General features: G+C 64.6%; 22 protein-coding genes. 12 read left to right on the forward strand and 10 right to left on the reverse strand.

The features are described from left to right. The first annotated feature begins 89 nt into the window (after positions 1 to 89). Positions 90 to 1,271, forward strand: coding sequence for a DUF2865 domain-containing protein (locus AC0L2J_RS09490; protein WP_473388976.1), 1,182 nt, complete (start codon positions 90 to 92; stop codon positions 1,269 to 1,271). Positions 1,272 to 1,480: 209 nt separating this feature from the next. Here AC0L2J_RS09490 and AC0L2J_RS09495 read toward each other — a convergent pair whose 3' ends face one another. From AC0L2J_RS09495 to AC0L2J_RS09505, 3 genes are all read right to left on the reverse strand, one after another. Beyond that, positions 1,481 to 3,238: an NAD+ synthase gene (locus AC0L2J_RS09495; protein WP_473388977.1), complete on the reverse strand. Its 1,758-nt coding sequence runs from the start codon at positions 3,236 to 3,238 to the stop codon at positions 1,481 to 1,483. A gap of 91 nt (positions 3,239 to 3,329) precedes the next feature. Then, positions 3,330 to 3,683, reverse strand: a complete 354-nt coding sequence (locus AC0L2J_RS09500; protein ID WP_007608814.1) for a diacylglycerol kinase — start codon at positions 3,681 to 3,683, stop codon at positions 3,330 to 3,332. A 4-nt stretch (positions 3,684 to 3,687) separates the two neighbouring features. Further along, positions 3,688 to 5,076, reverse strand: coding sequence for a class II 3-deoxy-7-phosphoheptulonate synthase (locus AC0L2J_RS09505; protein WP_473388978.1), 1,389 nt, complete (start codon positions 5,074 to 5,076; stop codon positions 3,688 to 3,690). Between the two features lie 181 nt (positions 5,077 to 5,257). On the opposite strand from AC0L2J_RS09505, the gene AC0L2J_RS09510 reads away from it, so the two are divergent. Both AC0L2J_RS09510 and AC0L2J_RS09515 read left to right on the forward strand, forming a co-directional pair. Continuing rightward, positions 5,258 to 6,154, forward strand: a complete 897-nt coding sequence (locus AC0L2J_RS09510; RefSeq protein WP_473388979.1) for an alpha/beta hydrolase family protein — start codon at positions 5,258 to 5,260, stop codon at positions 6,152 to 6,154. 103 nt (positions 6,155 to 6,257) lie between these two features. After that, positions 6,258 to 8,015: an adenylate/guanylate cyclase domain-containing protein gene (locus AC0L2J_RS09515; protein WP_473388980.1), complete on the forward strand. Its 1,758-nt coding sequence runs from the start codon at positions 6,258 to 6,260 to the stop codon at positions 8,013 to 8,015. Between the two features lie 126 nt (positions 8,016 to 8,141). Here AC0L2J_RS09515 and AC0L2J_RS09520 read toward each other — a convergent pair whose 3' ends face one another. Together AC0L2J_RS09520 and AC0L2J_RS09525 are read right to left on the reverse strand one after the other, a co-directional pair. Further along, the gene (locus AC0L2J_RS09520; protein WP_473388981.1) at positions 8,142 to 8,405 is read right to left on the reverse strand and encodes a hypothetical protein; all 264 of its coding nucleotides are present in this window, start codon (positions 8,403 to 8,405) and stop codon (positions 8,142 to 8,144) included. 187 nt (positions 8,406 to 8,592) lie between these two features. Next, complete coding sequence (locus AC0L2J_RS09525) at positions 8,593 to 10,077, reverse strand: aldehyde dehydrogenase family protein (RefSeq protein WP_007608804.1); 1,485 nt, start codon at positions 10,075 to 10,077, stop codon at positions 8,593 to 8,595. Between the two features lie 113 nt (positions 10,078 to 10,190). On the opposite strand from AC0L2J_RS09525, the gene AC0L2J_RS09530 reads away from it, so the two are divergent. After that, positions 10,191 to 11,273, forward strand: coding sequence for a substrate-binding domain-containing protein (locus tag AC0L2J_RS09530; RefSeq protein WP_007608802.1), 1,083 nt, complete (start codon positions 10,191 to 10,193; stop codon positions 11,271 to 11,273). A gap of 33 nt (positions 11,274 to 11,306) precedes the next feature. Here AC0L2J_RS09530 and AC0L2J_RS09535 read toward each other — a convergent pair whose 3' ends face one another. Continuing rightward, entirely contained in the window at positions 11,307 to 11,879 is a 573-nt protein-coding gene (locus tag AC0L2J_RS09535) for a hypothetical protein (RefSeq protein WP_473388982.1), read from the reverse strand. 159 nt (positions 11,880 to 12,038) lie between these two features. On the opposite strand from AC0L2J_RS09535, the gene AC0L2J_RS09540 reads away from it, so the two are divergent. Continuing rightward, complete coding sequence (locus AC0L2J_RS09540) at positions 12,039 to 12,977, forward strand: LysR family transcriptional regulator (protein ID WP_473388983.1); 939 nt, start codon at positions 12,039 to 12,041, stop codon at positions 12,975 to 12,977. Between the two features lie 22 nt (positions 12,978 to 12,999). On the opposite strand, the gene AC0L2J_RS09545 is transcribed toward AC0L2J_RS09540, so the two are convergent. Genes AC0L2J_RS09545 through AC0L2J_RS09560 form a run of 4 tightly spaced genes read right to left on the reverse strand, consistent with a single transcriptional unit; the run spans position 13,000 to position 15,088 of the window. Beyond that, positions 13,000 to 13,584, reverse strand: coding sequence for a TIGR00645 family protein (locus tag AC0L2J_RS09545; protein WP_007608795.1), 585 nt, complete (start codon positions 13,582 to 13,584; stop codon positions 13,000 to 13,002). A 33-nt stretch (positions 13,585 to 13,617) separates the two neighbouring features. Then, positions 13,618 to 14,253 carry a TerC family protein gene (locus AC0L2J_RS09550; protein ID WP_007608793.1) on the reverse strand — a complete coding sequence of 212 codons (636 nt, stop codon included), beginning with the start codon at positions 14,251 to 14,253 and terminating at the stop codon, positions 13,618 to 13,620. Continuing rightward, positions 14,250 to 14,612, reverse strand: coding sequence for a hypothetical protein (locus AC0L2J_RS09555; protein WP_473248358.1), 363 nt, complete (start codon positions 14,610 to 14,612; stop codon positions 14,250 to 14,252). The genes AC0L2J_RS09550 and AC0L2J_RS09555 overlap by 4 nt, the downstream gene beginning before the upstream one ends. A gap of 2 nt (positions 14,613 to 14,614) precedes the next feature. Beyond that, positions 14,615 to 15,088 carry a TerB family tellurite resistance protein gene (locus AC0L2J_RS09560; RefSeq protein ID WP_063992878.1) on the reverse strand — a complete coding sequence of 158 codons (474 nt, stop codon included), beginning with the start codon at positions 15,086 to 15,088 and terminating at the stop codon, positions 14,615 to 14,617. A 552-nt stretch (positions 15,089 to 15,640) separates the two neighbouring features. On the opposite strand from AC0L2J_RS09560, the gene AC0L2J_RS09565 reads away from it, so the two are divergent. From AC0L2J_RS09565 to AC0L2J_RS09595, 7 genes are all read left to right on the forward strand, one after another. Then, complete coding sequence (locus AC0L2J_RS09565) at positions 15,641 to 17,398, forward strand: MOSC domain-containing protein (protein ID WP_473388984.1); 1,758 nt, start codon at positions 15,641 to 15,643, stop codon at positions 17,396 to 17,398. Between the two features lie 171 nt (positions 17,399 to 17,569). After that, the gene (gene pdxR / locus AC0L2J_RS09570) at positions 17,570 to 19,036 is read left to right on the forward strand and encodes a MocR-like pyridoxine biosynthesis transcription factor PdxR (protein ID WP_084777577.1); all 1,467 of its coding nucleotides are present in this window, start codon (positions 17,570 to 17,572) and stop codon (positions 19,034 to 19,036) included. A gap of 74 nt (positions 19,037 to 19,110) precedes the next feature. Then, on the forward strand, positions 19,111 to 19,737 hold the full coding sequence (locus tag AC0L2J_RS09575) for an FMN-binding negative transcriptional regulator (protein WP_007608783.1): 627 nt from the start codon (positions 19,111 to 19,113) through the stop codon (positions 19,735 to 19,737). A 92-nt stretch (positions 19,738 to 19,829) separates the two neighbouring features. Continuing rightward, positions 19,830 to 20,657, forward strand: coding sequence for a class II glutamine amidotransferase (locus AC0L2J_RS09580; RefSeq protein ID WP_063992880.1), 828 nt, complete (start codon positions 19,830 to 19,832; stop codon positions 20,655 to 20,657). 19 nt (positions 20,658 to 20,676) lie between these two features. Beyond that, on the forward strand, positions 20,677 to 21,903 hold the full coding sequence (locus tag AC0L2J_RS09585; RefSeq protein WP_473388985.1) for a carboxylate-amine ligase: 1,227 nt from the start codon (positions 20,677 to 20,679) through the stop codon (positions 21,901 to 21,903). A 63-nt stretch (positions 21,904 to 21,966) separates the two neighbouring features. Then, positions 21,967 to 22,152, forward strand: a complete 186-nt coding sequence (locus AC0L2J_RS09590) for a hypothetical protein (protein WP_473248355.1) — start codon at positions 21,967 to 21,969, stop codon at positions 22,150 to 22,152. 337 nt (positions 22,153 to 22,489) lie between these two features. Then, positions 22,490 to 23,629, forward strand: a complete 1,140-nt coding sequence (locus AC0L2J_RS09595; protein ID WP_473388986.1) for a hypothetical protein — start codon at positions 22,490 to 22,492, stop codon at positions 23,627 to 23,629. Positions 23,630 to 23,632 lie beyond the last annotated feature (3 nt).

Genomic DNA, 23,632 nt, shown 5'->3' on the forward strand with positions numbered 1-23,632 from the left:
TCTGAAACGACGTGACGATGCCGCAGGAAGCGGCTATGGGAGGGCGGGCTTCGGCCCCCCACATCACGCGTGGCCGTGACCTCGCTAGAATGGCGGATATGCCTGAATTTTTGTCTCTCTCCCGTGCTCGCTCGATCCTTGCCTGCGCCGCGCTCTTGAGCACGGTCGCGCTCGTCACTAACGCGTTCGCACAGGCCGGCCCGCCGGGACCGCCACCTCAGCCTGGCCAGAACGGGCTCGGACCCAACCCGATGTGCGCGCGCCTGGAAGGCCAGCTCGCCGGTCTCGATCGTGGCGGCGGTGATCCCGCGCGCGAAGACCAGATCCGCCGGTATCAAGAGTCCCAAAGCAAGCAGCAGGCCGAGCTCGACCGCGTCACCATGCAGGCCAAGCGCATGGGTTGCGATTCCTCCGGCTTCTTCTCGCTGTTCAGCGGCCAGTCGGCGCAATGCGGTCCGGTCAACACCCAGATCCAGCAGATGCGCGCCAATCTGGACCAGATCACCGGCAATCTCGAACGCCTGCGCGGCGGCGGCCCCGGCGGCTTCAGCCCCGAGCGTGACAACCAGCGCCGCTCGGTGCTGGCAGCGCTGGCGCAGAACAATTGCGGCCCGCAATATGCCAACGCCGCACAGTCGCAAGGCGGCGGCAACTTCCTGAGCAATCTGTTCGGCGGCAACAACCCCAACAATCCGCAAGGCGTGCCGCCGTCCGATCTCGGCCCGCAATCAGGCACCTATCGCACCGTGTGCGTGCGCACCTGCGACGGCGCTTATTTCCCGGTCTCGTTTGCGACCGTGCCGGCGCGCTTCCCCGACGACGAGAAGACCTGCAAGGCGCTGTGCCCGGCCGCCGAAGCCGTGCTCTACACCCATCGCAATCCCGGCGAGGACATGAACTCCGCGGTGTCCACCAGCGGCCAGCCCTACACGGCGCTGCCGACCGCGTTCAAATTCCGCAGCGAGTTCAATCCATCCTGCTCCTGCAAGGCTGCGGGCCAGACCTGGGCCGACGCGCTCAAATCCGCCGACGACAAGGCATCGGCCGAACAGCAGGGTGACATCATCGTCACCGAGGAGAGCGCCAAGAAGATGCAGCAGCGGCAGCTCAACAAGGGCCCGCCTGCGAATGCCAAGAAGGGCGCGGCCCCGGCGACGACGACGGCTGGCGCCCCGGCAGCAACGCCGCCGGCGGACGCCCCTGCGACCTCGTCCGAGAACAAGCCGATCCGTTCGGTCGGCCCGAGCTTCCTGCCGCAACAGCAGAAGTAGGTCGCTCTTCCCTTCTCCCCCTGCGGGAGAAGGTGGCGCAAAGCGCCGGATGAGGGGTTCGATCCGCGCTCACACGTGCACACGAGTACGCCGAGACAGACCCCTCACCCGAATGAGTTCGCTTCGACAGCGAAGCTGCCCTCTCCCGCAAGGGGCGAGGGCACAATAACGCCGATCTCGCTTGTGGAAACGGCAGCGCAAGCGCCAGCTCACCCTTCGAACGCGTCGATCGAGGCTTTGCTCCCACGCGACACCAGCGTCTCGTCCGGGGCGGCGAGCTGCTCGCCTTTGTCGCGAAAGCGGTTGGTGATGGGATAGCGGCGGTCGCGGCCGAAATTCCTGGCCGTGACCTTGACGCCGGGCGCGGCCTGGCGGCGCTTGTATTCGGCGACGTTGAGGAGATGATCGATGCGGGTGACCGTCTCGCGGTCGAAGCCAGCGGTAATGATTGTCTCGAGCGGCTCTTCGCGCTCGATCAGACGCTCCAGGATGGCATCGAGCACGTCGTAAGCGGGCAACGAATCCTGGTCGGTCTGGTTCTCGCGCAGCTCCGCTGTCGGCGGACGCGTGATGATGTCGGGCGGGATCACCTCGCCGGCCGGCCCCAGCGCCCCCTCGGGCTTCCACGAATTGCGCAAGCTTGCCAGCCGAAACACCTGCGTCTTGTAGATGTCCTTGATCGGATTGAAGCCGCCATTCATGTCACCGTAGAGCGTGGCGTAGCCGACCGACATCTCCGACTTGTTGCCTGTGGTCACCACCATCAGGCCGGTCTTGTTGGAGATCGCCATCAGCAGCGTGCCGCGGGTGCGGGCCTGGAGATTCTCCTCGGTGATATCGGGCGGCAGATTCTTGAAGACGCCGGACAGGATGGTCTCGAACCCGGTCACCGCTTCCGCGATCGGCAGAACCTCGTAGCGGATGCCGAGATGGCCGGCGAGTTCGCCGGCGTCAGCAATCGAGTGTGCCGCAGTGTAGCGATAAGGCAGCATCACGCCGTGCACCTGATCGGCACCCAGTGCATCGACCGCAATCGCTGCGCAGAGGGCAGAGTCGATGCCGCCGGAAATCCCGAGCAGCACACCGGGAAAGCCATTCTTGGCGACGTAGTCGCGCAAGCCCAGCACGCAGGCTGCGTAGTCGGCGTGGTCGCCCTCGGGCTGCGCGGCGATCGGACCGGTACAGCGCCAATCGTCGCCGCTTCTCGTGAAGCGCAGTGTGGTGATGCTCTCCGCGAATGCCGGCAATTGCGCCGCGAGCGATAGGTCGCCGTTGAGCGCGAAGGAAGCTCCGTCGAACACCAGCTCGTCCTGGCCGCAAACCTGGTTGAGATAGACCAGCGGCAGGCCGCTCTCGGTGACGCGCGCGACCGCGACCGACAACCGCACGTCCGCCTTGTTGCGGGCGTACGGAGATCCGTTCGGCACAAGGATGATCTCCGCGCCGGTCTCGGCCAGCGTCTCGACCACATTCTCGTAGTCCTCTGACTCCTCCAGCCAGATGTCCTCGCAGATCGGCACACCGATGCGCACGCCGCGCACGGTGACGGGGCCGGCCGCAGGGCCCCGCGAAAACAGCCGCTTCTCGTCGAATACGCCGTAGTTCGGCAGATTGCATTTGAAGCGCAAGCCGGCGATACGGCCGCCGTCGAGCAGTGCACAGGCATTGTAGAGCCCGCCCTCCTCGACCCAGGGCGTGCCGATCAGCATGGCCGGCCCGCCATCGGCGGTCTCGCGCGCCAGCACTTCGATCGCAGCGCGGCAGGCGGCCTGAAAAGCAGGCTTCTGCACCAGATCTTCCGGCGGGTAACCGGCGATGAACAATTCCGGAAACAGCACGAGATCGGCGCCGTCGGCGGCTGCCTGCACGCGCGCCGCGCGCGCTTTCGCGGCATTGCCCTCGATGTCGCCCATGGTCGGATTGAGCTGGGCGAGCGTGACCGCGAATGCGTTGAGACGTTCGGTCATGGCGCTCCGATCAAAGCATGATCCGGAAAAGTGTGAAGCGGTTTTCCGAAAAGATCATGCTCAAAAAACAGTCTAAAGCGCGACGTGCGCTCTAGAGGAATCCCAAACGCTCGATGATGGCGATGATCCAGAACGTGCCGGCCATCAGGAGCGCAACACCGACCGCGGCCGAGCCCATGTCCTTGACCCGCCCGATCTGCTTGTCGTGATCCATGGTCAGCCGGTCGGCAAGCTTCTCGATCGCAGTATTGAGGAGCTCGACCACCAGCACAAACGCGACCGCGCAGATCAGCTCGACCGCGCGCATCGCGGTCGCGCCGACGAACCACGCAAGCGGCAGCGACACGAGGAGCGCAACGATCTCCTCGCGGACGGCCTGCTCCGAGCGGAACGCAAAGGCCAGACCGTTACGGGAATTGATCGTGGCCTTCCAGATTCGTAGCAAGGTCTCAGAGCCCCGCTGCGGCGGGCATCGGCCTGACTTTGCCGGCGCGTTCCTGCTTGAGCAGTTCTGCGACCAGGAAAGCCATGTCGATGGATTGCTCGGCGTTGAGCCGGGGATCGCAGACCGTGTGATAGCGGTCGTTGAGATCCTCATCGGTGATCGCGCGGGCGCCGCCGAGGCACTCGGTGACGTCCTGGCCCGTCATCTCCAGATGCACGCCGCCGGCATGGGTGCCTTCCGCGGCGTGGATCGCGAAGAACGACTTCACCTCGGACAGGATGCGGTCGAACGGCCGCGTCTTGTAACCTGACGTCGAGGTGATGGTGTTGCCGTGCATGGGATCGCACGACCAGACCACCACTTTGCCCTCGCGCTTCACGGCGCGGATCATGTTCGGCAGGTGCTCGCCGATCTTGTCGGAGCCGAAGCGGCCGATCAGGGTCAGCCGGCCCGGTTCGTTGTCGGGATTGAGCACGTCGATCAGCTTCAGAAGCTCGTCGGGCTTGAGCGACGGGCCGCATTTGAGCCCGATCGGATTCTTGATGCCGCGGAAATATTCGATGTGGCCGTGGTCGAGCTGGCGGGTGCGGTCGCCGATCCAGATCATGTGACCCGAGGTCGCGTACCAGTCGCCGGTGGTGGAATCGACCCGGGTCATGGCCTGCTCGTAGCCGAGCAGCAGGGCTTCGTGGCTGGTGTAGAAATCGGTGGCGCGCAGCTCGGGGTGGGCCTCGAGATCGAGGCCACAGGCGCGCATGAAATTGAGCGCATCGGAGATGCGGTCGGCCAATTCCTTGTAGCGGCGGGACTGCGGGCTGTCCTTGAGGAAGCCGAGCATCCACTGATGCACGCTGCCGAGATTGGCGTAGCCGCCGGTGGCGAACGCACGCAGCAGGTTCAGCGTCGCGGCCGACTGGCGATAGGCCATCAGCTGGCGCTGCGGATCAGGGACGCGCGCTTGCTTGGTGAAGGCGATGTCGTTGACGATGTCGCCGCGATAGCTCGGCAGCTCGACACCGTCGATCTTCTCCATCGGCGAGGATCGGGGTTTTGCGAACTGGCCGGCGACGCGCCCGACCTTCACCACCGGGACGGCACCGGCATAGGTCAGCACGACCGCCATCTGGAGCAGCACGCGGAAGAAGTCGCGGATGTTGTTGGCGCCGTGCTCGGCAAAGCTCTCGGCGCAGTCGCCGCCCTGCAGCAGGAACGCCTCTCCGGCCGCGACCCGCGCCAGCGCCTTCTTCAGATTGCGCGCCTCGCCCGCGAACACCAGCGGCGGAAAGCTCGCAAGCTGCGCCTCGACGTCGGCCAAGGCCTTGGCGTCGGGATAGTCGGGCACCTGTAGCACCGGCTTGCTGCGCCAGGATTCGGGCGTCCACCGCTCGGACATCGCAATCTCTCCGTGAAGCAAAAAGCACAACCTGATCTGTGGGTTGCGAGGGTCGCCTTATACACAGGCTGGCCACCGGCCGCCAGTTGTAAATCCGTTTGGCACCGCAAAGCCTTGCGGGGAAAGCCAAATTCGCATTTGCTGGGAAACGGCTTGGAAACTGGCAAGATACCTTCGGCCCATGGGCGTGGCACTGGACGACGTTTTCATCGACGAGATCAGCTTCCCGGCGACCGACGGGTATGCGCTGACGGGCACGCTATTCCTGCCGCGCGGCACCAAACGTCATGCCGTGTTGGTCAATTCGGCGACTGCCGTCCCGCGAAAAATCTATCGCGGATTTGCCTCATATCTCGCCCATCGCGGCTGCGCGGTCCTGACCTACGACTACCGCGGCATCGGCGACTCCCGGCTGCCGGCGATGGTCGGCTACAACCGGCCGAAATCGCTGGTCGGCTTCAAGGCCTCGATGTCGGACTGGGCCGCGCTCGACGTCACCGCCGCAGTGCACTGGATGCGCGAGCGCTACAACACCCTGCCCTTGGCCTATGTCGGGCACTCCTTTGGCGGCCAGGCGCTCGGGCTGATCGCGAACAACACGGACATTTCGCGCGCCGCGTTCGTGGCCTCGCAGGCCGCGACCTGGCGGCTGATGACGTCCCCGGAAAAATACCGCGTCTTCGCCTTCATGAATTTTGTCGGCGTGCCGCTCGTCCACGCGCTCGGTTACGCGCCGGGCTGGGCCGGCATCGGTGAGGATTTGCCCAAGGGCGTCTTCCTGCAATGGGCGGAGTGGGTCTCGAGCCCCCGTTATCTCTTCGATTCAAAGCTGGCGGCCCTGGAGAACTTCGCGAAGTTCAAGGGCGAGTTGCGCACACTCTGCTTCTCCGACGATCCCTGGGCGACGCGGCCCGCGGTCGAGCTGCTTGCGAGCGGATTTACCGCGATCAAGCCGGAGGTGCTCGACGTGAAGCCGTCCGACGTCGGCGCCAAGGCGATCGGCCATTTCGGCTTCTTCCGCCCCGAGCACCGCGACACATTGTGGCGCGGCCTCGCGGAATGGATCCAGGGAGAGTGAGAATAGAGCCCGGACGAATGTCGGTGCTGGCCGGAAGCAGCTCTGCGTGCTTTGATGCGCTGGTCCAAATATCATATTTTGAGGCCATTTTGTTGAGGCCAATTTGAGCGGCGAGCGCGTGGAACGACGACTTGTAGCGGTATTGGCTGCCGATGTCGCCGGCTACAGCCGTCTGATGGGTGCTGACGAGGAAGGCACGCTGGCGCGCCTGAAGGCAGCTCGAAAGATCGTTGTCGATCCCACGATCGCTGCGCATCGCGGGCGCATCGTCAAGACCACCGGCGACGGCATGCTGGTCGAGTTTGCGAGTGCGGTGGATGCGGCGCGCAGTGCGGTCGAAGTCCAGCGCGGAATGGCGGCGCAGAACGCCGACGTCTCCCCGGCAATCAGGATCGAATTCCGGATCGGCATCCACATCGGCGACATTATCCTTGATGACAACGACATCTTCGGCGATGGCGTCAACATCGCCGCGCGCCTTGAAAGCATAGCCGACCCCGGCGGCATCTGTATCTCCGACGATGCTCGTCGGCAGATTCGCGGCAAGATAGACGTCGCCTACGACGATATGGGTTTGCAAGCGCTCAAGAATATCGCCGAGCCGATGCACGCATGGCGCCTCCTTGTCGACGCGAATTCCTCTGCAGCATCAAAGCCAGGACAAGCGCCCGAAATTGCGCGACCGCTGGCGCTTCCGGACAAGCCATCCATCGCGGTGCTGCCGTTCCAGAACATGAGTCCCGATCCGGACCAAGAGTTCTTCGCCGACGGAATAGCGGAGGACGTCATCACGGCGTTGTCACGATATTCCTCGCTGTTCGTCATCGCTCGCAATTCGTCGTTTTCCTTCAAGGGACGCGCGGTAGACGTGAAGCACGTCGGGCGCGAACTGGGCGTTCGCTATGTGCTTGAGGGCGGCCTGCGAAAATCCGGCAACCGCGTCCGAGTCACCGCACAGCTTGTCGAAGCAGAGACGGGCAATCATGTTTGGGCGGAACGCTACGACCGCGATATGGCCGACATCTTCTCCGTACAGGATGACATCGCGCAGTCCACGACCATCGCCATCGCGCCGGTCATTGCCGGCGCCGAGCAACAGCGGGCCATGCGCAAGCCACCCGCAAGTCTTGATGCCTGGGGTGCCTACCAGCGTGGAATGTGGCATCTGGGCAAGGCGAGCACCGAGGATGATTCAGTTGCCGGAGAATTCTTTCAGCGCGCCATTGATCTCGATCCAATGTTCGCGCCCGGATACATCGGGCTCTCCACCGTGCTCAGTCGGTCGAAAGGAACGCAAGTCGAGGAGGAAGAATTGGCGCGACGCGCGGTCGCTCTCGATCGTGGCAACGCGGACGCCCATTCACGCCTGGCGCTGGCGCTCAACGCTCGGGGCGATCACGGCGGAGCACGTGCGCAGGCCGAGCGTGCGCTGGCACTCTGCCCGAATCTGGCACCAGCTCACGGAGCGCTGGGCGTCATTCTCGCGTATTCCGGCTGTCCGAAAGAGGGGCTCGTCGCCCTCGAGACGTGCATTCGGCTGGACCCTCGTGACCCATCGCTGGTCAATCGCTTGAACCAGGTCGCATTGGCTCACTATTTTTGCCGGGACTACACGGCCACAGTGGAGGCGGCGGAGCGCGCGATCCGAACATTTCCCGACTTCCCCTCCCCCTATCGCTGGCTTGCCGCAGCTCTCGGCCAGCTCGGTCAAACTGCTGAAGCCGACGATGCGCTGCAGAAAGCAATCGCAATTTCCTCAGCATCGTTCGAGTTTCAGGTCCGTCAACGGCCACCGTGGTTTCGGCCAGAAGATCACGCCCTGATGCTGGACGGCCTTCGGAAAGCGGGTTGGGAAGATTGAGGAAGCAGTTGAACGATTGCTATTCACGGCCCCTCGCGTCGGTGATGTGCCGCAGAGTCCGGCGCACGCGGGCCATCGCGGCCTGGGCGCGAACCGCGATTGCAGTCGGAACGATGAGTGTGCGCCCTAGCGGAGGATCGTCGTCAGCGACGAGTAACGCTTGTTCGGCTTGGCTTCGCCCGGCGCGAATTGCGCAAACGCCTCGCTGACGCGGACGGCCGGCGGCGTATCGCCGGCGAAACGAAACTCCTTCGGCCTCGGCGCGTAGAAGCTGGCGCTGTAATAGGCGTCGTCGAAGCGTGCCTCGCCGATCCCGAACATTGTGTCGCACGCGAACAGAAGTGCGCAGACTCCCGCGACCGCGACGACGATCTCCCTGAGAACTGACATGCTGATGCCCCACCCTGTTGCAGGCAGGATGCACGCCGGTTCCAAAGCCGGGGTTTAAGGCCGCATGGTTCTTGCCCGCAGGGTTTGCCGCCGCTGAGCGGAATGCAGACAATTTTATCGATCTCGAAAAAAGAGCCCGCCTGCACGGGTGGTCAGGCGGGCTCCAGGCTTGGCCGCTCGGGAGGTATCAAACGGCCAGATTCATCCAGACAGCCTTGGGCTCGGTGAAATTGTCGAGCGCGGCGGTGCCGTGCTCGCGGCCGAGCCCGGAGTCGCGCTCGCCGCCCCAGGGCAGCCGCACGTCGGTATAGCCATAGGTGTTCATCCAGACCGTGCCCGCGCGCGCCCGCTTGGCGAAGCGCTGCAGCTTGCCGATGTCGCGGCTCCAGACGCCGGCGGCGAGGCTGTAAGCCGTGCCGTTGGCAATCCGCAAAGCGTCGGCTTCATCCTTGAACTTGATAACGCTGACGACGGGGCCAAAGATCTCCTCCTGTGAGATCCGCATCTCGTGCGCGACATTCGCGAACACCGCGGGGCTGATGAAGTAGCCGCGATCGCCGACCTTCTCGCCACCGGTGACGAGGGTCGCGCCCTCCTTCCGGCCAATGTCGACATAATCGAGGACCGACTTCATCTGCTTCTCGGATATGACGGGGCCGAGCGTCGTCTTACGGTCGAGCGGGTCGCCGATCCTGAGCGACTTTGCGCGTGCCGCCAGTCGTTCGACGACCTCGTCATAAGCCTTCTCCTGCACCAGCACGCGAGAGCCGGCCGAGCAGACCTGGCCGGCATTGAAGAAGATGCCGGAAGCCGCAGCTTTCGATGCGGCTTCGAGATCGGCATCGTCGAAAATGACGTTGGCAGATTTGCCGCCCAGCTCGAGCGAGACGCGCTTGAAGTTGCTTGCGGCGCCCTTCATGATTCCCCGCCCGACACCCGGAGAGCCGGTGAAGGTGACCTTGTCGACGTCAGGGTGATTGACCAGCGCGTCGCCGACGACGCGGCCCGGGCCAGTGACGACGTTGAAGACGCCCGCCGGCAGGCCGGCTTCGAGCGCGAGCTCGGCGATGCGCAGCGCCGACAGCGAGGTCAGCTCGGCCGGCTTCATCACGATGGTGCAGCCGCAGGCCAGCGCCGGCGCGAGCTTCCACATCCCGATCATCAGCGGGAAATTCCAGGGCACGATCGCCGCGACCACACCGACCGGCTCGCGCACAGTGTAGGTCAGGGCATCATCGCGCACGGGCACGACGTCGCCACTGATCTTGTCGGCCCAACCGGCGTAGTAGATCAACGTGTCGACGGCCGCCGGAAAATCCTGCCGCGATGTCGCGGCGATCGGCTTACCTGCATCGATCGACTCGAGTTCGATGATCTCCTCGGCGTGAGCCTTGAGCAGGTCTGCCCAGCGCAGCAGGATCTGGCCGCGCTCGGACGCCCGCATCGTGCGCCAGGGGCCTTCGAAGGCCCGGCGCGCGGCGGCGACCGCATGGTCGACATCGGCCTCGTTGCCTTCGGCGACGACGGCGATGACCTGCCCGGTGGCAGGATTGAGCGACTTGAAGGTGCGCCCGGAGCTCGCGGGGACGCGGCGGCCGTCAATCAGCAGATGCTGTGGCCGAGACATGAACTCGGTGGCCGGCGAGTGTACAAAGTCATATGCAACAGACATCATATTTCCTCCAGTTCTGGTATACCAGACTAGGCACCCCTACCTCGGAGTAAATATGATATGAATTGCCAATGGACGGGCAGCATATGAAGTACAGTTCATAAGGCAGACGAATGCTTCAGATTGAGATCGAGGCCGTATGGCGGTTTCGCCGCGAGGGCAATCCGCGGACCGCCATCGTCATGCTCGGCGTCCTCAACGAGATCAGGAGAACCGGGAAGATCACCAGCGCGGCCAAGGACGCGCACCTCTCCTATCGCCATGTCTGGAATCTTATCGAGCAATGGTCGGAGTTCTTCGGCACGCCGCTGGTCGAGACCCAGCGCGGCAAGGGCTCGAAGCTCACACCGTTCGGCGAGCGGCTGGTCTGGGCGGGCGAGCGCATGCAGGCCCGGCTCGGACCTCAACTTGAGAATCTGGCGCAGGAGCTGGCGAGCGAGATCAAGCCGTTCCTCGAGCAGCGCCCTTCGGTGATCCGCGTTCATGCCAGCCACGGTTTTGCGGTCGCAAAACTGCGCGAATTCCTCGACCGCGAGCCCGGCATCGGCGTCGATCTGCGCTATGTCAGCAACCAGCACTCGCTGGTCTCGCTGGCGCAAGGCGCCTGCGATCTCTCCGGCCTGCATCTGCCGCACGGCGCCCTGCGCGCCCAGGGCATCAAGGCTGCGCGCGAATGGCTCGATCCGCGCGAGGATCGCATCATCAGCTTCGTCACACGCGAAATGGGATTGATGGTCGCGCGCGGCAATCCGCTGCGCATCGCTTCGCTTGATGATCTCACCGGACCAAAAGTCCGTTTCGTCAACCGCGACCACGATTCCGGCACGCGGCTTCTGTTCGACCAACTGCTCGCGGCAAGCGGAATTGACGAGAGCCGCATCAACGGCGCGCAGCAGATCGAATTCACCCACGCCGCGGTCGCAGCCTATGTCGCGAGCGGCATGGCCGATGCGAGTTTCGGCGTCGAAGCCGCCGCCCGGCATTTCGGCCTCGATTTCATCCGGCTCCTGACCGAGGATTATTTCTTCGTCTGCAAGCGCGCGTTCCTGGACACCGGGCCGATGCAGCGCATCCTGGAGATCATCCGCAGCGCCGATTTTCGCGCGGCCGTCGCGACGCTACCCGGCTATGTGCCGTCCGACACCGGCACCGTCACCGGCGTGAAGGCGTTTCTGGAGATGCATGCCGTGCGATGATGCCGAAGGATGCGGTCGCCTTGTCCGCGCCGGTCAGTTCGCCGGCTCGTCCTTCAGCGCAGAGATGACCTGCTCGCCCTGCGCGGTCAGCCGGTACGTCACCAGCGGACGGCTCGAAGGCGGCTTTCGCGCGAGCTCGACGATGTAGCCGCGCACCATCAGGGCTTCGAAGCTGCCGTAATAGCCGAACATGCTGATCTGGTTCTGCCTGAGCAGCTTGAACTCGCGCAAGAGACGGATCTCGTTACCCGACAGCAGCGACCGGCGCACGCGCTGAACGAACCGTGCGCGCTGCTCGAACCAAGCCTGGTCCGGCAGTTCGTGCGAGGCCGGTGCCGGCGCCCGCTCGCAGGGACGCGCGTCCTGCGCAATCTCGACCGTCACTGGCGGCAAGCAGGGCATGCTGCTGCTGACAACGTCCTTCGCGACGTCGAGCAACGCGAGCGGCCAGCGCCGCTTGTTGTCGACCATGACAGGCGCCGGCACGACGTTATCGCGCACCAGCTGCTCGAAGCGTCCGGCGGTCACGCCGACATAGGCGGCCGCGCGACGGCGATCGACCAGACGCGTGTCCGGCGCGACCTCGCAAACAATGTTCTCGTCCACCCCGGATCCCCTGGCGCCTCGTTGCGCATGGCATGACGGCCCGGCAGGACGGGCCAGGCCGGCGGCGAACCTAGGTGGGAGGAGCGCGCTCGAAAAGCACCGAATTTCGTACATGTTGATGCCGTTTCGGCAACAGCTATAGTCCAGCCCGGGGGTCCCATGCGATTTCACTCACCGGCGATCCAGTACTTCCACGCCGTCCGCCGCACCGGTTCGATCCGGGCCGCGGCGCGCCTGCTGAACGTTGCCTCGTCGGCCGTAAGCCGCCAGATTCTCAAGCTTGAACAAGAGGTTGGGTCGCCGTTGTTCGAGCGCAATGCGCGCGGCCTGACGCTGACGACGGTCGGCGAGATGTTGGCCCGGCATGTCATGAACGTGCTCCAGGACCTCGACCGCTTCCGCTCGGACGTCGCGTCCCTGTCGGGGACCTGGCACGGCACTATCAGCATTGCCTGCATCGAATCGCTCACGGAGTCGGTGCTGCCGGACCTGATCGCCTCACATCGCGGCCGGGCCCGGCGCGTCAGCTTCACCACCGAGGTGAAGGGATCTTCGGATGTGCTGGAGGCCCTGAGCCGCGGCGAGGCCGACATCGGCATCGCCATGGCGCTTCGCCATCCGCCGGATCTGCGCCAGGTCGCCTTGAAACGGTTTCACCTCGGCGCGGTCGTGGCGGGCGATCATCCACTGGCGCGCGGCAAGACGGTCACGCTGACCCAATGTCTCGCCTTTCCCGTCATCCACGCGCTGCCGGAGCTGTCGATCTACCATCTGCTCCAACCGCTTATCGCGCAGCTCTCCGAAACGCCGGAGCCGGCCATCCAGGCCAACTCGATCGACCTGATGCGCGAGTTGGCGGCGCGCGGCGTCGGCGTCGCCTTCCAGACCCAGCTCGGCATCGGCAGGCTGTCACGCGACAGCCGGCTCGTCTTCCTGCCGCTCGACAATGCCGGCAGTCCGGTGTGGTCAGATCTCGGCATCTACGTTCGCGCCGAGCGCACCCTGCCCGCCCACACGGAATCCTTCCTCCAGGAGCTGGTGCGCGAACTGGGCGAGCGCGAGCGGCGCGAAAACTCGGCCTACCCGCAGATCGCCTGATCAAGCGCCGCCGGTCGAGGGCTCAGCCGTGGCCGGCTCCCTTGCGCTGGCCGCTCTCGCTGAGGCGGTCGACCCAGGCGATGCCGATCGCGGAGATGATGAAGGTCAGATGGATCAGCACCTGCCACATCACGCCGCTCTCGGTGAAATTGCTCCGCGTTGTGCCGAGATTGCCGGCCTCGATGAAGGTCCTGAGCAGCGAGATCGAGGAGATGCCGATGATCGCCATCGCAAGCTTGATCTTGAGCACGCTGGCGTTGACGTGGCTGAGCCATTCCGGCTCGTCCGGATGACCGCTGAGGTTCAGGCGCGAGACGAAGGTCTCGTAACCGCCGACGATCACCATCACCAGCAGGTTCGAGATCATCACGACGTCGATCAGCCCGAGCACGACCAGCATGATCTGCTGCTCGCTGGCGTCGAAGGAGTGCACGACCAGGTGCCAGAGCTCCTTCAGGAACAAGAGCACATAGACGGCCTGCGCAACGATCAGGCCGACATAAAGCGGGACCTGCAGCCAGCGCGAGCCAAAGATGAGTTGGGCGAACGCGCCGATTTGCGGCGCCGGCACGGAAACCGCCGAAGGTGCTTTGGGTTCGGACGTCATTGATCACTCCGGATGATAGACAGACGCGCTGCCTCAGAGACTCGCGATCACAGGCGCAAGCTCGAGCGACCCGCGATAGATCATCTCGAAGGCGACGTAAACGATGATGGCGAGGCCGACATAGCCGATCCAGCGCTGCTTCTGGAGCACGCGGCCGAGCAAATCGGCGGCGACGCCCATCAGCGCGACCGACAACAGCAGGCCGAAGGCGAGGATGTAGGGATGCTCGCGCGCAGCGCCCGCGACCGCGAGCACGTTGTCGAGCGACATCGAGACGTCGGCGGCGACGATCTGAACGGCCGCCTGTCTGAAGGTCTTTCGGGAGGCAGGAGCAGCGCTGCTGCCGCCATGGCTGAACGCGAACTCGTTCGCATGCGCGGACTGCTCGCGCAGCTCCCGCCACATCTTCCAGCACACCCAGAGCAGCAGCACGCCACCGGCGAGCAATAGCCCGATCACTTGCAGAAGCTGGGTCGCGACGCCGGCAAAGACGATGCGCAGGGCGGTGGCGGCGATGATGCCGACGACGATCGCGCGCCGCCGCTGCTCGGCCGGCAGGCCGGCTGCGGCAAGGCCGATGACGACGGCATTGTCGCCTGCGAGCACGAGGTCGATCAGGACGACCTGAAGCAGCGCGGTCAGCGCTTCGGTGGTGATGAATTCAGTCATGATTGGTCATTTTTCGGTGCGGACGGATCGAGCCATTGCGGCTTCTTCCGCTCGACCCAATCCAGAACCTTGCCGCGCGAGGAGCGCAACGCGCGCACGTCTTCCGCGAGCAAAGCGAGGCCGAGCGGGAGCATCCAGACGCCGAGCACCGGCAGAAAGGAGAGCACGCCGCCGACAATGAGCAGCGCGCCCGAAGGGATCCTCACCCAGCGGCTGGACGGCTTGAGCAGATAGGTGACGGTGTCACCCATGCGCGGCGGCAGGCGACGGACAAGCTTGTCGAGGCGCGGGTCGCCGCCGGCCATCTGGCCGGCAGCGCCCGCAGTCCCTGTCTTATCCTCGTCCGAAACTACGCTCATGCTTACTCCTCGGCGGCGATGCGCTGTTCGGCCCGCACGGCACCGATCGTCACCTGCTTTGCGCGCGGCAGCACCAGCGTCAGCAGGCGCAACAGCTTGATCGCCTGCACTTCGTGGGGATGCACGTCCTCGTCCGCGGCCGCGACGCGCTCCGACAATTCCATGAGGTGAGACGACAGCGGCAGGTCCGAAACCGGGCGCAAATGGTCGATCACCACATTGGCGAAATCCGGCTCCTCAAGTCGTTCGGCAAGCTCGTCGAACATCGCGTAGAGCCGGTCGTCCGATATGTGCGGCGCCAGCTTGCGATCCTTGATGAAACGGACGACCTCGTCGCGTTCGACCGGCGAAACTTGCCGGTCGGCGACGGCAACCAGCGCGCCGACGATCACAAGCGCCACCGCAGCCTGCTCGTTCAGGCTGGACGGCTCGGTGATCTCGATTGCGATCGGATTTGAATGCTTGGCGTCGGACATCGTTGCTCCCGTATCTTGCGAAATGACCGCACGGGGCTGCGATGGGGACGATTGGGTCGGAGAGACTCTCAAGAAGGCCCGACGATCGGCCGATCCATCGCATTCGCGCGGGACAGGTCATCCGACATCGCGAGGTTTTGCCGACAACGTCGACTTCCTCGCCAGAGGGGCCCGGATTCTTGTTCCTTTCACACATAAAGGTGGGGCCGTCGGAATCAAGACGACGCGACTGCGACCAGCGGCCGCATCGGGTTCCGTGTTGCAAGATTGGCTCACGCAGCTGTCCACGTGTCCCGGACGCGCTGCAGCGTGCAACGCTGCTGCGCTGAGCCGGGACCCAAAAAGCTGCGCGTCACGTCGCTGTGGGCCCCGGCTCTGCAGCGCACCGCCAAGGGGCGCTGCGCTGCGTCCGGGGCACGAAAGCGTCGCTGGCGCCAAGGCCTCTCGCAACGTCTAACAACGGCTAACGAGCCAGCAGTCCGATTTGGGCGCAGATTAGTCTGGAGGCGCCCCGTTGCATTCTGAGGTGCGCTCATGGTCAGGAAAACTGTGATGGCACGTCTGCTTTCGGTCAATGTCGGCCTGCCGCGCGACGTCGCCTGGCAGGGTCGGACCGTCCACACCGGCATCTGGAAGGCGCAGGTCAAAGGCCCGCGCAGGGTGCGCCAGCTCAACATCGATGGCGACGGCCAGGGCGATACGGCCGGTCATGGCGGCGAGCATCGTGCCGTATTCGTCTATCAGGACGAATCCTATCGGTACTGGCAGGAGCATCTGGGTCGATCGAACCTCGTTCATGGCCAGTTCGGTGAGAACTTTACGGTCGAGGGCCTCGCCGACACTAACGTGTGCATCGGAGACCGCTACAGGATCGGCTCCGCGCTGTTCGAAGTGACGCAGCCGCGCGTCACCTGCTACCGGCTCGGCATTCGCATGGAAGAGCCGGACATGGCCGCGCTGCTCGTCAGGCACGGCCGGCCCGGGTTCTATTTTCGTGTGATCGAGGAAGGCGACGTCGAAACCGGTGACGAGATCACACAGATCGCTGTGGGACCCGAGCGCATGAGCGTGTTCGAGATCAATGCGCTGCTCTACATGCCGCCGCATCCGCCCGAACGCCTGGAGCGCGCGCTGCGGATTCCCGCGTTGAGCCGCGGCTGGCAGCGTTCCTTCGAGGCGCTGCTCGAGCAACAGAAGGACAACAAGACCGCGGGAAACGCCGGGCTTGGACCGTCGGCGAGCCCAGCTCCCGCCTGGCGCGGATTCCGCTCCTTTCGCGTGGCGCGCAAGATCGCGGAGAGCGGCAACGTGACGTCGCTGATCCTCGAACCGGTCGACGGACGTCCCGTGGCGGACGCCCTGCCCGGTCAATTCGTCGTCATCAGGCTCGAGCCTTCCGCTGCGCAGGCGATGACGCGCAGCTATTCACTGTCGAGCGGCGCCGATGCCGCGTCCTATCGCATCAGCATCAAGCGCGAACCGCACGGCGCCGCCAGCCTCTATGTCGCCGACGAGCTCAAGACCGGCGACGTCATCGCGCTCGGCGCGCCACGCGGCAGTTTCACGCTCCGGCCGGATGCGCGGCCCGTCGTCCTGCTGAGTGCCGGCATCGGCGTGACGCCGGTGCTCGCCATGCTCCACGCGCTCGCTGCGCAAGGCGCAATGCAGGACGTCTGGTGGCTGCACGGCACCCGCAACGGCCGCGAGCATTCGTTCGCCGCCGAGGCACGCGGGCTGTTGGCCCGGCTCGCTCACCATCACAGCCATGTCTGCTACAGCGTGCCTGATCCGGCCGATCGTCCTGGCCTCGATTTCGACACCGCCGGACATCTGGACCGGCGCCTGCTCGAACAGCTCGAGGTACCACGTGACGGTGATTTCTATCTCTGCGGCCCCGCCGCTTTCATGAGCGATCTCACCGCCGGCCTCGCTGCATTGGGCGTCCCGCCCGATCGCATCCACACCGAGCTGTTCGGCAGCAAGCCATCGCTGACACCGGGCATCGCGGCAGCACCGAAGCCGAGAGCACACATGCCGGCCGGAGCGACCGGCCCCGGTCCGATGGTGTCATTCGCCCGCAGTGGCCTCAATGTCCGCTGGGGACCATCCTATGCCAGCCTGCTGGAGCTGGCCGAAGCCTGCGATGTCCCCGTGCGGTGGTCGTGCCGGACCGGCGTCTGCCATAATTGCGAGAGCGGATTGATCGCGGGGACGGTCGACTATGCGCCGGATCCGCTCGATCCGCCGGCGGACGGCAATGTCCTGATCTGCTGCGCGCGGCCCCGCAACGACGTCGTGATTGATCTATAGAGTGGAGACCCGTTATGCGAGGTGGCGCCCCGGCCTCCTTGCGTTGTGGGACCAAGGCCGCAAGGAGCATTTTCATCCCAACGGCAAGGCTTACGTCGAAACTCTCGGCGAACGGGATTAGAACCACATTCCGACATCGTCCGCTCGGGCGAATGCCGGCTTGGAATGTGGATGATCCAGATGAAGACCAAACCCGCTCCCCGTGCCGACCGCATGGGCGCGCGCCAGATCTACGAAGCGCTGCGGGATCAGATCATGGCGCGGGTGTACGGGATCGATGGGTTGCTGCCGTCCTCTCGCGCGTTGGCCGGCGATATGGGCGTGGCACGCTCGACCGTCACAGTTGCCTACGAGCAGCTCGCCGCCGAAGGTTTCATCGAAACGCGCCATGGCGCGCGGCCGCGGGTGGCTCGCGCCGTCGTCGAACGGGGACACACGCGCGTAGCGTCGCGGCCATCGGCGCGGAAGGTGCGGCTGTCTGCGTTCGGTGAGCGATTGCTTCAGGACCCGCCGCGCTGGACCGAGCCGCCGCGCGGGCTGGTCGCGAACTTCCGCTACGGCGAGCTCGCGCCGTCGGATTTCCCGGTATTGGCATGGAAGAAGGCCGTGACTGCCGCGATGGCGCGCAAGCCCGAGCGGCTGACCTATGACGATCCCTGCGGCGCGCTGCGGCTTCGGACCGCGCTTCAAGGCTATCTGTGGCGGTCGCGTAGCGTCCGCTGCGAGGTCGATCAGATCGTCGTCGTGAACGGCTCGCAGCAAGGCCTCGACATCTGCGCGCGCCTGCTGCTCGATGCCGGCGACCGCTTCGTGATGGAGGATCCCGGCTACCAGATGGCGCGGCACACTTTTGCGGCGACGGGCGCCGAGACGATCCCGATGCCGGTCGATGCGGATGGATTGGAGACAGCGCGGCTCGATGGCGTCGAAGCCCGCCTCGCCTATGTCACGCCGTCGCACCAATATCCGCTCGGCGGCGTCATGCCGATCGGACGCCGACACCAATTGCTCGCTTGGGCCAGGACAAACGACGCCTACGTGATCGAGGACGATTACGACAGCGAGTATCGCTACGATACCAAGCCGATCCCGCCGCTGCACGCGCTGCAAGGCGGCGGCAACGTGATCTATCTCGGCACCGTCTCCAAGACGCTCTCGCCGACCTTGCGGATCGGCTATCTGGTGGTGCCCGCCGCCCTGCGATCCCTGTTCGCCGCCGCCAAGCAGATGATGGACCGGCACACGCCGCTGATCGAACAGGACGCTCTCGCTTCGATGCTCGAAAGCGGCGCCTATGACGGCCACATCAGGCGTGTGCGCCGGCGCAACGCCGAACGCCAGCGGGCACTGCTCGACGCGCTTCGCCGCCGGTTCGGGGATCGCGTCCGGATCGAGGGCACGGCCGCCGGCCTGCACGTCGTGGCATGGTTCGATGATCTGCCGCAAAAGCGTGAGGACGCGTTGATCAAGGCGGCCCATGCCAAGGGCGTCGGCATCTATCCCGTCTCGGCACTGTTCGTCGGACCTCGCCGATCGCGGAAGACAGTCGGCCTCGTCATGGGCTATTCGGCACTGGAGGTGCCACAGATCGAGCGCGGCTGCAGGCTTCTCGCCCAGGCCGTCGCCGAACTGGACTGATCAAATAGACTATAACTGGCAGTTTCTTACAGGCCAGATTCGGGCTATCTCCAGACCAACACCGGAGATAGACCATGTACATCCCTCCCGCCTTCAAGGACGACATCGAGAGCATTCGGGCGACCATTCGCGGCGCCCGGCTCGCCAGTCTGGTCACGGCCACCAGCGAAGGCCCGGTCGCCACGCCGCTGCCGCTTCTTCTCGACGAGGGCGAAGGCGAGCATGGCGTGCTGTACGGACATGTTGCGAAGGCCAACCCGCAATGGAAACTGCCGCCGGTCGGAGACGCGCTGGCGATCTTCAGCGGTCCCGACGCCTATGTGAGGCCGTCCTGGTACGCGACCAAGCAGGAGACCGAAAAGGTCGTGCCGACCTGGAATTACGTCGCGGTGCATGCCTACGGCCCGGTCGAATTCTTCCAGGACCCTGAGCGCCTGCTCGAGGCCGTGACGCGGCTCACGAACAGGCACGAGGGATCGCGCGCCAAGCCCTGGGCCGTTACCGATGCCCCTGCGGATTTCATCGCTGCGCAGCTGCGTGGAATCGTCGGCGTACGCATTCCCGTCGTGCGGTTCGAAGGCAAGCGCAAGATGAGCCAGAACCGTCCCGAGGCCGACCGTGTCGGCGTCGCGCAAGGTCTCGCGGCGAGCGAGAACGCGCTGGATCGCGAGGTTGCGCCATTGATTCCGGTGCCGGTGTAGTGACCACTTGGTTCCCGACACTCGCTGTCGGGAACCATCGTCCTGTCAGGTTCGTTGATACATTTCAGCAAGCATCTCTTGACAGGATACCCATGTGCCGCTGGATCGCATACCGTGGCGAGACCACGTCTTTCGAGCCCTACGTCACCGAGCCCGAGCATTCGCTGATCGCGCAAAGCATCCGCTCGCTCCAGTCGACCGCTGGCTCGAATGGCGACGGGTTTGGTCTCGGCTGGTACGGCGAGCATCCGGAGCCTGGTCTTTATCGTGAAACACGCCCGGCCTGGTCGGACGAGAATCTCCGCTACCTCTGCCGTCATCTGCGCTCGCATCTGTTCTTCGCCCATGTGCGCGCCGCCACCGGCACGGCGGTGACACGGCAGAACTGTCATCCCTTTGCCTGCGGTCAGTGGATGTTCATGCACAACGGCTTCGTCGGCAGCTGGAATCGTCTGCGCCGCAAGGTCGAGGCGCTGATCCCCGATGCCTACTATCCTTCGCGGACAGGCACGACCGATTCGGAAGCCGTGTTTCTCGCCATGATGGGCGCGGGACTCGATGCCGATCCCCTGGGCGCGACACATCGCGTGCTGCGAGCCCTCGTCGGCCTCGTCAACGAAGGCGAGCTTCGTGAGCGGCTACGCTTCACGAGCGCCCTCGCCAACGGCCGGGATCTCTATGCCTTCCGGGTTGCGATCAACGATGCCGCCAACACGCTGTATTTCCGCGAGGCTGGCGGCCAGGTCATCGTCGTGTCCGAGCCGTTCGATAAGGAAAAGGACTGGACCGAAGTGCCAGCGAATCACGCGCTGGTCGCACGTGCGTCCGAAAGCGCGAAGATTGTTCCGTTCGACCTTGCAATTTCCAGTATGGCCGGCGCGGAACCGGCCCCTGCCAGAAGGATTATCGCCCGCAGATAATACTTGGCCGGGTGGCACGATGACATTTACTTCAGAAGTTTTAAAACTGCTGCGGCTCGATTCCTCGGAAGACAAGCAGCACCTCGTCATTCGCTCGGCCGGCGGACGCGGCAAGGCCGCGGAATATTCGTTCGGTATCGAGGAGGAATACTTCCTCGCCGATCGCCGCAGCCTGGAGGTCGCGATCCAGACCCCCAATGAGCTTTTCGAATCTGCGAACTGGTCGACAGGCGGCCAGGCGATGCGGGAGATGTTGCAATCGCAGCTCGAGGTCGCCACCAACGTTCATGTCGACGTCGCCGACGCACGCGAAGAGCTTCGCTTCCTGCGCCGCGAAGTCGCAAACGTCGCGGCACAATACGGTTTCGTGATCATGGCCTGCGGCACGCATCCGACGGCGGTCTGGCGCATGTCGCAGCCGAGCCCCAAGCCGCGCTACGAGGAAATGATCGAGGATCTGCGCAGCATCGGCCACCGCAACCTGATGTGCGGCATGCACGTGCATGTCCAGCTGCCCGATCCCGAGAAGCGCATGGCGGTGATGCGAGCGATGCTGCCGCATCTGCCGCTGTTTATCGCCCTGTCGGCCTCCTCCCCGTTCTGGAATTCACACAAGACCGGACTGAAGGGCTATCGGCTCGCCGCCTATTCCGAGCTGCCGCGCACCGGCCTGCCCGAATTGTTCGAGAGCAGGCAGGACTACGACGAATATGTCGGCGCGTTGCAGCGCTCCGGCGTGATCCCCGATGAAAGCCACATCTGGTGGGCCATGCGCCCCTCCATGAAGCACCCGACCCTCGAGCTGCGTGCGCCCGATACCTGCACCTTCGTCGACGACGCCGTTGCCATCGCCTCGCTCTATCGCTGCCTGACCCGCTATCTCTACCTGCGGCCTCATCTGTCGAAAGAGGTCACCGCGGTCGAACGCGCAATCGCGGTGGAGAACAAATGGCGCGCCCAGCGCTACGGCACCGATTGCATCTTTGCCTCCAAGGACGGGCCGGTCGAGATCTCCGAGCTGCTCTCCCGCGTAACCGAGGACATCGCCGGGGACGCGGCCGCGCTGAACTGCGCCGCCGAGGTCGAACACTGCCGCACCATCGTCGAGCGTGGCAGCTCGGCGGAATTCCAGCTTCGTGCCTTCCGCGACAATGCGGAGGACATCGCCGCGGTGTCGCGCTGGATCGCAGACGCGACGATCTCGGGGACGAGCGCCCCGGCCGCAGGCGTCGCTGCGCCCTCATAGCGCCCGCGCAAGCTTCGGAAGCGACAATGTCGCTCCTGAATTCTGAAGGTCGCGGAGAGAACCATGAATCGCATCAAATGTTGCCCTGGCTGCGGCCATGGCCTCATTCCGATGCTCTCGGCCAAAGGGCGCGCGGAGCTCAGCTGCTTGTGGTGCGAACTCATCGAGGCTCGTGCGGTGGACATGGCGAAGTGGGCTGACAGCCCGTACGGCAAGCCCGAGCGGACCGTCCGTCGATCTTTCGACTGAACGGCTTCAGGCATCCGGCCGCCGACTTCCCCTGATCGGCGCGGCTGCACGTCCGCACCAGAATGCCGACAAATTAGACAAGACACCTCTCGTCGCCAGGTTTGCAGACTGGGCGAACCTGGCCAGGCAGGCTGGCGAAGCGTGTCATCTAACCTCAGGTGCAGCCTCGATTTTTCTTCGCGTGGCGGCGAGTCGCCAAGCCACTGTGCCGCACGGCGCCTCGACTGGCCCAGATTTCGCAAGGCAGCATCAGGCCTGATCCCCTGCTCTCGCGATTGGAGCAGCAAGATGCGTGCACCGAGAGACCGGGTGAGCGGGCCTAGAATCGGAGAATGCCATGAACGTGCATGCAGCCGGCGATCTCAAAATCACCGGCCTCACTCGTCCGGACGGCGCGCCCCTTCGCCTCAACACCCAGGATTTCGTGGCAATCGACCGCGACCGGAATGCGAAGTTCGAGGCGACGTACCGGCCGCAGGCCCTCTACAATCGCGCCAACGAGGGCTTTCACGCCAACAATGAAACTTTCCTGCTGCACGAGGTCGCGACCAATCTGCCGATCTATCTGCCCGACACCGGTCCGACAGATTTCCATCTTCATCTGCCACCGGGCGGCTTTCAGCTCGTGCTGGTCACCTCGGGGGCGTTCACCTTCGACTATGACGGGCGCTTCTATAATGTCGGTCCCGGCGCGGTGATGCTGCAAAGCGCGATCGTGCACCGACAGCTGTTCTACACCTGGTCGGGACTGTCGACCGAAGCGAATTTGAAGACGCCGCAAACGGTGGCGCCGGATCCAATTTCCATGGGTTACTCCGGCAAATTCCTCGAAGCCTTCATCACCGATCCGACGACCTTTCCAAACCCGACCATTGTCGGCCCGGATCAGATCAACGAAGACGAGACGCCAAGGGTGGCATGGAGCCACTCTCTGCATGATCGCCCTGCGGACGCAGGCTTTTGGCTCCAGGACCCGCTGGCGCTGGATGCGCTGTTCAAGCCGCTCCCCGACAGCCCGGTCAAATCATCCATGCCGGTCTATGTGCGCGACATCGGCATCGAAGTGCCGAGCGGCCATCTCGTCACCGGCCACATCATCGCAACCGACCCGCGCGGCCAATCGCTGTTGCCCAAGAGCACGTCGGCAGCAGCGGACACCACCTGTTTCGCCAAGGGGGAGGTCGTGATCTACCGCGTCATCCGCGGCACGGCCGAATTCAGGAACAAGACTGGCGAGACCTTTGAGCTCACGGCGGGTGATGTGGTGACGGCAGGCAAGAACGCCACGGCCCTCGTCGGTGTCGGTGAGAACACGCAGGTCCTTCGGCTCGGCCTTCTCAGGGGCATGAACGACCTCCGCAGCTGGACGCCGACGCAACGCGACGAGATCGATGGTCTCGCCGGTCAGATCATCACGCAGAAGGACATCCGTCCGCTGCGGACCGAGGGCAAGCCGGTCGGGTACCTCTACGGCTGAGCG

The organism is Bradyrhizobium sp. MV1.5 (genome assembly GCF_055807615.1).